The organism is Mycobacterium sp. (genome assembly GCF_035570115.1).
GTDB lineage: Bacteria > Actinomycetota > Actinomycetes > Mycobacteriales > Mycobacteriaceae > Mycobacterium.
In genome coordinates, this window is the sequence record NZ_DATMLH010000112.1 from 47,333 (window position 1) to 55,414 (window position 8,082).

General features: G+C 65.2%; 6 protein-coding genes and 1 pseudogene. 2 read left to right on the top strand and 5 right to left on the bottom strand.

The window, feature by feature from the left end:
* Positions 1 to 20: 20 nt before the first annotated feature.
* The 3 genes from VNW74_RS10065 to VNW74_RS10075 form a co-directional block, all read right to left on the bottom strand.
* The gene (locus VNW74_RS10065) at positions 21 to 1,583 is read right to left on the bottom strand and encodes an alpha/beta hydrolase (RefSeq protein ID WP_325676461.1); all 1,563 of its coding nucleotides are present in this window, start codon (positions 1,581 to 1,583) and stop codon (positions 21 to 23) included.
* Positions 1,584 to 1,672: 89 nt separating this feature from the next.
* Positions 1,673 to 3,238, bottom strand: coding sequence for an alpha/beta hydrolase (locus VNW74_RS10070; protein WP_325676453.1), 1,566 nt, complete (start codon positions 3,236 to 3,238; stop codon positions 1,673 to 1,675).
* A 50-nt stretch (positions 3,239 to 3,288) separates the two neighbouring features.
* On the bottom strand, positions 3,289 to 4,680 hold the full coding sequence (locus tag VNW74_RS10075) for a wax ester/triacylglycerol synthase family O-acyltransferase (RefSeq protein ID WP_325676454.1): 1,392 nt from the start codon (positions 4,678 to 4,680) through the stop codon (positions 3,289 to 3,291).
* Positions 4,681 to 4,862: 182 nt separating this feature from the next.
* Here VNW74_RS10075 and panB point away from each other — a divergent pair, with 182 nt between their 5' ends.
* Complete coding sequence (gene panB / locus VNW74_RS10080; protein WP_325676455.1) at positions 4,863 to 5,693, top strand: 3-methyl-2-oxobutanoate hydroxymethyltransferase; 831 nt, start codon at positions 4,863 to 4,865, stop codon at positions 5,691 to 5,693.
* A gap of 32 nt (positions 5,694 to 5,725) precedes the next feature.
* Positions 5,726 to 7,222 carry a CYTH and CHAD domain-containing protein gene (locus tag VNW74_RS10085; RefSeq protein WP_325676456.1) on the top strand — a complete coding sequence of 499 codons (1,497 nt, stop codon included), beginning with the start codon at positions 5,726 to 5,728 and terminating at the stop codon, positions 7,220 to 7,222.
* Between the two features lie 68 nt (positions 7,223 to 7,290).
* Here VNW74_RS10085 and VNW74_RS10090 read toward each other — a convergent pair whose 3' ends face one another.
* Together VNW74_RS10090 and VNW74_RS10095 are read right to left on the bottom strand one after the other, a co-directional pair.
* Positions 7,291 to 7,716: a DUF742 domain-containing protein gene (locus VNW74_RS10090; protein WP_414686648.1), complete on the bottom strand. Its 426-nt coding sequence runs from the start codon at positions 7,714 to 7,716 to the stop codon at positions 7,291 to 7,293.
* A 12-nt stretch (positions 7,717 to 7,728) separates the two neighbouring features.
* A pseudogene (locus VNW74_RS10095) lies at positions 7,729 to 8,082 on the bottom strand (redoxin domain-containing protein); the annotation flags it as partial.

Sequence of the window (8,082 nt, forward strand, 5' to 3'; positions counted from 1 at the left end):
ATCCGTGTTACCACTACGACCTAGCACCGTAAGTTTCCTGGTGCGACCCCGTCGACCAGATAGCTAGTCACCGCGTCGTCGACGCATTGGTCACCGTTGAACACCACGGTGTGTTGGGTGCCCTCATAGGTGATCAGTGGGGCGCCGAGCTCGCGTGCCAGGTCCACCCCGGCCTGATAGGGGGTGGCCGGGTCGTGGGTGGTGGACACGACGACGACTTTGCCCGGAGCAACCGGCGCTGCCGGCGCCGGCGATGACGTCGCGGGCACCGGCCACAGCGCGCACAAGTCACGCGGCGCATACCCGGTGAACTGCCCGTAGGACAGGAACGGCGCGACTTGGCGGATCCGGCGGTCGGCATCCACCCAGGCCGCCGGGTCTTTCGGCGCGGGTGCGTCGACGCAGCGGACCGCGTTGAACGCGTCCTGCGAGTTGTCGTAGTGCCCTTGGTCGGTGCGGCCGTAATATTCGTCCGCCAGCATCAGCAGGTCACCGGGATCGGTACCTCGCTTGAGACCGAGCAGTCCGCTGGTCAGGAATTTCCAGAACTGCGGCGTGTAGAGCGCGTTGATGGTGCCCGTGGCCGCGTCTGCATAACTCAGTCCGCGTGGATCCGACGTAGGGGCGGGTTTGCTCACCAGCGGGTCGACCAGCTGGTGGAAGCGGGCGCCCCATTCGTTGGGGTCGTTGCCCAGCGGGCAGTCCGACGAGCGAGCACAATCCGCCGCGTAATCGTTGAACGCCGTCTGAAACCCGGCCTGCTGGTTGATGCTCTCGTCGATCGGGCCCACGCTCGGGTCGATGGCACCGTCCAACACCATCGCCCGAACGTGCTCACCGAACTGTTCGACGTAGGCGGTGCCCAATTCCGTGCCGTAGCTGAATCCGAGATAGTTGATTTGGTCGTCGCCCAGCGCCTGCCGCACCACATCCATGTCACGTGCCACGGATGCCGTCCCGACGTTCTCCAAGAACGCCGGCCCATTCCGGTTGAGGCAGCGCTGGGCTACCTGCTGATACACCTCTTCGATGTGTGCCACGCCCGCCGGGCTGTAATCGACCATCGGTTCGCGCCGGTAGGCGTCGAAATCCGCGTCGGTCTGGCAACGCAGCGCCGGCGTGGAGTGGCCGACGCCGCGGGGGTCGAATCCCACCAGATCGAAACGCCGGCTGATCTCGGAGCCCGCCAGCTCCGCTCCCAGCGTGGCGACCATGTCGACGGCCGAGGCCCCGGGCCCACCAGGATTGACCAGCAGCGCTCCAATCCGCGGACCAGTCGCGGGAATTCGGATTACCGCGAGCTGAGCTTGGGCGCCACCCGGGTTGCCGTAGTCGATGGGGACCGGAACGGTGCTGCACTGCGCGGCGGGAACGTCGTCAGGGTGACTGAGTACCCGTCCGCAGCTGCCCCAACTCAATTGCGGCGCCGACGACGGCTGCGGCACCGCCGAACTCGGCGTTGGGCCGGCATCGGATTCCGGCGTCGCGCTTGCTAACGGCGTCGTTGCCACGGCTGCCACTACCGGGAACGTCAACGAAAGCAACGCAGAGAACAACCGTCTCATGCGCCACATGGCTGCCAATCGTCCCACGCATGGGCCACGGGTAATGATCCCCAATGGTCACACCTTGATCTCGTTATTTCTGCGCGCTCGTTATCTTTTGCGCGCACCTAACATTTCGCCCCATTCGCCGGCACCGCGCCGCTGACGAGGTATGCCGTCGCATAGTCGTCGACACAGGTGTTGCCCTGGAAGACCACCGTGTGCTGGGTGCCGTGGAAGGTGAGTAGCGAACCGTGCAGCTGATTGGCCAAGTCGACTCCGGCTTGATACGGCGTCGCCGGGTCTCCGGTGGTCGATACCACCAGGGTCGGCGCCAGACCGGGAGCCGAGATGGCATGCGGCTTACTGGTCGGCGGCACCGGCCAGAACGCACAGGTGCCCAACGGGGCGTCGCCGGTGAATTTCCCGTAGCTCATGAATGGTGCAACCTGGCGCGAGCGGCGGTCTTCGTCGATGACCTTGGCGCGATCCTTGACCGGCGGCTCGTCGACGCAGTTGATCGCCACCCTGGCATCGGTGGCGTCGGTGTAGTGACCGTGCTTGTCGCGGCGCATGTACAGGTCGGCCAGCTCAAGGAGGGTATCGCCGCGGTGGCCGGTCAGCTCGGTCAATCCCTCGGTCAAGTGATGCCAGAAGGTCGGCGAGTACAGCGCCATGATTGTGCCCACGATGGCGTCGCTGTAGCTCAGGCCGCGTGGATCTGTGGTGCGTGCCGGCCTGCCGATCATCGGGTTGTTGTTGTCGACGAGCGGGTCGACCAATCTGTGATAAACGTCAACGGCTTTGGCCGGATCGCTGCCCAGCGGACAGTCCGAAGACTTGGCGCAGTCTTTCGCATAGTCGTTGAACGCGTCCTGAAAACCCTTGGCTTGCTTCAGATCTGCTTCGATGGAATCGGCATTCGGGTCCACCGCACCGTCCAGGATCATCGCGCGGACGTTCTTCGGGTAGGCCTCGGCATAAGCAGCGCCGATTCGGGTGCCATACGAGTAGCCCAAGAATGTCAGCTTGCTGTCGCCCAATGCCTCGCGGATGACGTCCATATCGCGGGCAACGCTAACGGTTCCGATGTTCGCGAGAAATCTCTTGCCCATCCTGTCGACGCAACGGCGAACGAAGGCCTTGGTCTCGGCTTCAATCTGCGCCACCCCCGCCGGGCTGTAGTCGACCTGCGGCAAGGTGCGCAGCCGGTCGTTGTCGGCGTCGGAGTTGCACCAGATCGCCGGCCGCGAAGCCGCCACCCCGCGTGGATCAAACCCGACCAGGTCGAACCGCTCTCGAACCCGCGGCGACACCGACTGCAGGAGGCCCACGGCAGCCTCGATGCCGGACTCGCCGGGTCCGCCGGGATTGATGAGCAGCGACCCGATTTTGTTTCGAGTCGCCGGAAACTTGATCAGTGCCAGTGTCGTGGCATCACCGTCGGGGCGCCTGTAGTCGACGGGTACGGCAAGCTTGCCGCACTGGGCGCCCCCCGGGAGCCGGACCACCGCGGTACCGCCGCCGGAGATACGACACGGTCCCCACTCCACTGGCTGACCGATTCGCGGACCGGCCAGCATCGCACGCCCACTGATGACGTGGGTGCAGCTCGCCACTGTCGCCACGATGACTGCCATCGCGGTCCAGATCAGCATCGTGCGCGCGATCTTGCCGCCGCGAAGGATCCCCATGCCCACCTATGCTGCCATGCGCTGACGCGTGGCCCCGGCAACCGGGCGCTCTACCGGGTCGCGAGAAGCAGTTCTTCCATCCCGACGGCGAAGTCGTCGGCCAATTCCCACAGGTCCGGCACCAGCTCTGAGCATGCGATGAGACCCACGTCCAATTGGCCGTTCAACGACATCACGGTGATGTTCAGACCCGAGCCGTGGAAGATCGGACCCAGCGGATACATTGCCTTGACCTCGTTGCCCAGCAGATACAGCGACGTCTGCGGACCCGGCACGTTGGAAACCACCAAGTTGTGCACCGGCCGGCTCTTGGTCAGGCTGGTGCGAGCGTAGGCCCGCATCGCCATACCGAACACCGCCGGTGCGGCGAACTGCGACCAGTCCTGCAGTAGTGTGGCGCTGATCGCCGAACTATGCTCCTTGGCAACCGAATTCGCTTCAGCGATGGACGTGAGCCGCTCAGCCGGGTCAGCGATCTGGGTTTCCAACCGGGAGAACATTCCCGAAACTTGGTTGCGCCCAGGGCGATCGGACCGTTCGTGTACCGATACCGGCACCATCGCCACCAACGACGAATCCGGCAACTCACCACGGTCGAGTAGAAATTGCCGCAGCACGCCGGACACCAGCGCCATCACCACGTCGTTGACCTTGACGTCGAAACGGCTCTTGACGGTCTTGACATCGTCGAGATCCAGTTGCGCGTAGGCGATGTTGCGGTGTGCGGTGATGCTGGCGTTGAATGTCGTCGGTGGCGCCGCGAACGGAGCGGCCATCGTCATCCCACTACGCGCCCGCAGCACCGTCTTGACCACTGAATCCACGGTTTTCGGCAGCACATTGGCCAGGTACAGCGGCCGGGATGCGAACTTCGCAAAACCGGTCACCGCGATCTGGAGTTGATTGGCGTCGCCGACTCCCTCTACCGGTTCGGGTGGCGGTGGGTCGGCTTCGGTACTGCACAGCTGCGACATCAAATTTGCACCGGTCACACCGTCGACACACGCGTGATGCACTTTGGTCATCAGCGCCAGACGGCCACCTTGCTGGGCATCGGTGCCGGCGACCCCTTCGATGACCCACATCTCCCACAACGGCCGCGTGCGGTCCAGCGGCAAAGAGGCGATGTGACCGCAGATCTCGGACAGCTCGTTCCGCCCACCGGGTGGCGGCAGGCCGATGCGGTGCAGATGCCGACTCACGTCGAAGTTGTTGTCGTCCACCCAGACCGGATGATCGAGGTTCAGCGGGCTGTCCGCGAGCTTCTCGCGGAACTGCGGCATGGCCTTGATCCGGACCGCCAACTCGTCGCGCAGCCGATCGAAGGTGTAGCCGCCCGGCATCGTGGACGTGTCGAGCTCGAGAATCGAACAGACGTGTAGCGGCTGCGATTGGGTCTCCAAGTACAGAAAACTGGCGTCGAGTCCGCTAAGCCGCTGCATGCGCCGATGGTATGTCTGGGACCGGACGGCGGAGCGGGAATGGTTGCGACGGGTCTTGGTGTGAGGAAGTCCACTGGACCGGATGTGCATTTCCGCGGCGACAGGTGGCAGACTGGCACCGTCAGACGAACCCGGGGACCCGCTGGGCCACGAGGATCGACCCGACCACTTTAGGGACAACGATGTCTGAGCACGCTGTTTACGGCGCTACCGCACCGCGGACCAAGGTCCGTGTCCATCACCTGCAGAAGATGAAGGCCGAAGGCCACAAGTGGGCCATGCTGACGGCTTACGACTATTCAACCGCCCGAATCTTCGACGAAGCGGGCATCCCGGTACTGCTGGTCGGCGACTCGGCCGCCAACGTCGTCTACGGCTATGACACCACGGTGCCGATCTCGATCGACGAGCTGATTCCGCTGGTGCGCGGCGTGGTGCGGGGCGCACCACACGCTCTGGTGGTGGCCGACTTGCCGTTCGGCAGCTACGAGGCCGGTCCCGCCGCCGCGCTCAGCGCCGCGACTCGATTCATGAAGGAAGCCGGCGCGCATGCGGTCAAGCTGGAAGGCGGCGAACGAGTCACTGAGCAGATCGCTACCCTGACCGCCGCCGGTATTCCGGTGATGGCCCATATCGGCTTCACCCCGCAAAGCGTCAACGCCCTGGGCGGTTTCCGGGTGCAGGGCCGCGGTGACGCCGCCGAACAGACCATCGCCGACGCGATCGCCGTTGCCGAGGCCGGTGCGTTCTCCGTCGTCATGGAGATGGTGCCGGCCGAACTCGCCACCCAGATCACCGGCAAGCTGACCATTCCCACTGTCGGCATAGGCGCAGGACACAATTGCGATGCCCAGGTGCTGGTTTGGCAGGACATGGCCGGGCTCACCAGCGGCAAGACGGCCCGGTTCGTCAAGCGGTTCGGCGACGTCGCGGGCGAATTGCACCGTGCGGCAACCCAGTATGCGGAGGAAGTCGCCGCCGGGACGTTTCCCGCCGACGAGCACAGCTTTTAAAGCACCGCTTCTTGGGGAACGCTGAAGCGACGATGCCTGACAACGCCCCGAGTCCGTCGCGTTATCTAGAGGTAGAGCGCAAGTTCGACGTCGGCGAGTCCACCAGCTCGCCATCATTCGCCGGTCTAGCGGACATTCTCCGGGTCGAGCGGCTCCCGACTCAGTCACTGGACGCCGTGTACTTCGACACGCCGGCGCGTGATCTGGCGTCCAGACGAATCACGTTGCGCCGTCGCACCGGCGGCGTCGACGCCGGTTGGCACCTGAAGCTGCCGGCCGGACCCGACGCCCGCACCGAGGTTCGCGCACCACTCGATACCGCGAACGGCAGCGAGGAAGACAGTCCGGAAGAAGTGCCGACCCAGCTGGTGGACGTCGTGCTGGCAATTGTCCGCGACCGCCCACTGAGGCCGGTCGCGCGGATAACCACCACGCGGTATGTCCACGAGCTCTACGGCGCCGACGACGCGGTGCTGGCTGAATTCGCCGACGATCATGTCACCGCGTCGAGGGCCGCCACCCCCGATGCACCCGAAGTCGAGCAACGGTGGCGGGAGTGGGAGCTCGAACTGGCTCAGCCCACGGGCAACACCGAGCTGATGGAAAAGCTGGGCGATCGATTGCTTGGTGCCGGTGCGGCGCCCGCAGGACACGGTTCCAAACTGGCGCGGGTGCTCGGCACGACTGTGAACGACCTGGCTGCCCGCGCCGCCAACCCGCTACATCGGGCAGTCGCCGAGCAGCTCGACGAGCTGCTGGTGTGGGACCGCGCGGTGCGCGCCGAGGCCGACGACGCCGTGCACCAGATGCGGGTGACGACCCGCAAGATCCGCAGCCTGCTACAAGCGTGGCCCGATTCGTGCGCTCCGCCCGATGATCTCCTCGACGAGCTGCGCGAGCTGGGCAATGTGTTGGGTGAAGCCCGCGACGCCGAAGTACTCGCGAAGCACTATCGCAGCGCCTTGGACGGTTTGTCGCCGGAGCTGGTCCGCGGACCCGTCCGGGAACGATTGGTCGACGCTGCCGAAGAAGGCTATCTGACCGGGCTGCGTCGTTCTTTAACGGCGTTGCGCTCACCGCGGTACTTCCGGCTGCTCGACGCCTTGGAAGCCGTGGTCGCGAAAGCCCCGCCGGCCGAACAGGAGCCCGACCCGGTGACCGCCGCCAGTAAGAGGGTGCACAAGGCCGCGAAGGCCGCACAACGGGCCCAGGACGAAGATCGCGACGACGTGATACACCGAATTCGCAAGCGTGCCAAACGACTTCGCTACACCGCTGCGGCGACAGGCGCGACGAAGGTATCGAAGCGGGCGAAAAAAATACAGTCGTTGCTCGGAGATCACCAGGACAGCGTGGTCAGCCGCGCGCACCTGCTGCGGCAGGCCCAGGCCGCACACGCCGCGGGCGAGGACACGTTCACCTATGGCCTGCTCTACCAGCAGGAGAACGACTTAGCGCACGAACGCCGCCAGCACCTTCGGCCGGCGCTGCGTAAGCTCTTTAAATCGGTGGCCAAGCTGTCGAGCTGAGCCGGCGGGGCGGGCGACTGGCCTGTAAGCCGGAGAGTGAATTCCGTGCACGGGCGGCGCCCCACCCCTCAGAGTGCTCGTAGGCCACGCAGAGTCCTGCTTATCAGTTCACGTCGTTCGTCGATCGTCATCGAGTCACCGAGGGGAGCGTGCACCCGCAAATAACCCTGTGTCACCAGGTCGTCGACCAGGAACCGCGTCGCACCGAGCGGCAAGGACAGACGAGAGGCGATCTCTGCGACCGAGGGATTGTGCACGCACGACGTCAGGATCTGGCCCCGCACATCATTTCTCCGCCAGCGCGGCGGCTTAGCTGTGCTGTTGAGCGCTTCGACCGGAGCCTCGAGTGCGAGTCCGACACCAGAGTCCGTACGGCCTGCCGCCAGCGTGTATGGCCGGACCAAGCTCGGCTCGTCCGCGGTTTCCGGTTCTGTGAACCACTCGCCAATCGGTTCGCCCTTGCCCTCCGACTGCTGATGCGCGCCGTCGTGCACGTTGTGGTTCTCCAAGAACCACAACGTCTGGTCGGCGTGCACCGATGCGCGCACCTCGCTGGAGACGACCTTGAGTATGGTGCGGTCGGTGTCGATGACGAATGTGGTCCGTCTGACCGGCAGCAGCCGGGCCAGCAGGCCACGGCGCCGAGTGTGCCGACCACCCCGGGCCGCCTCACGCGCCACGACGGATCTGCGCAGCTTGGCGAGCCTGCCTCGGCGCACCCCGAACAGCTCGGACACCACGCCGTCCGCGTCGGAGAGCAGCGGATAGTCGAACGAGCGCTGTTGGGCGAAGTGGGCCTGCTTGTCGACGGTGTCGGTGCTGATGCCCACCCGCTGGGCGCCCACCCTGGCGAATTCGTC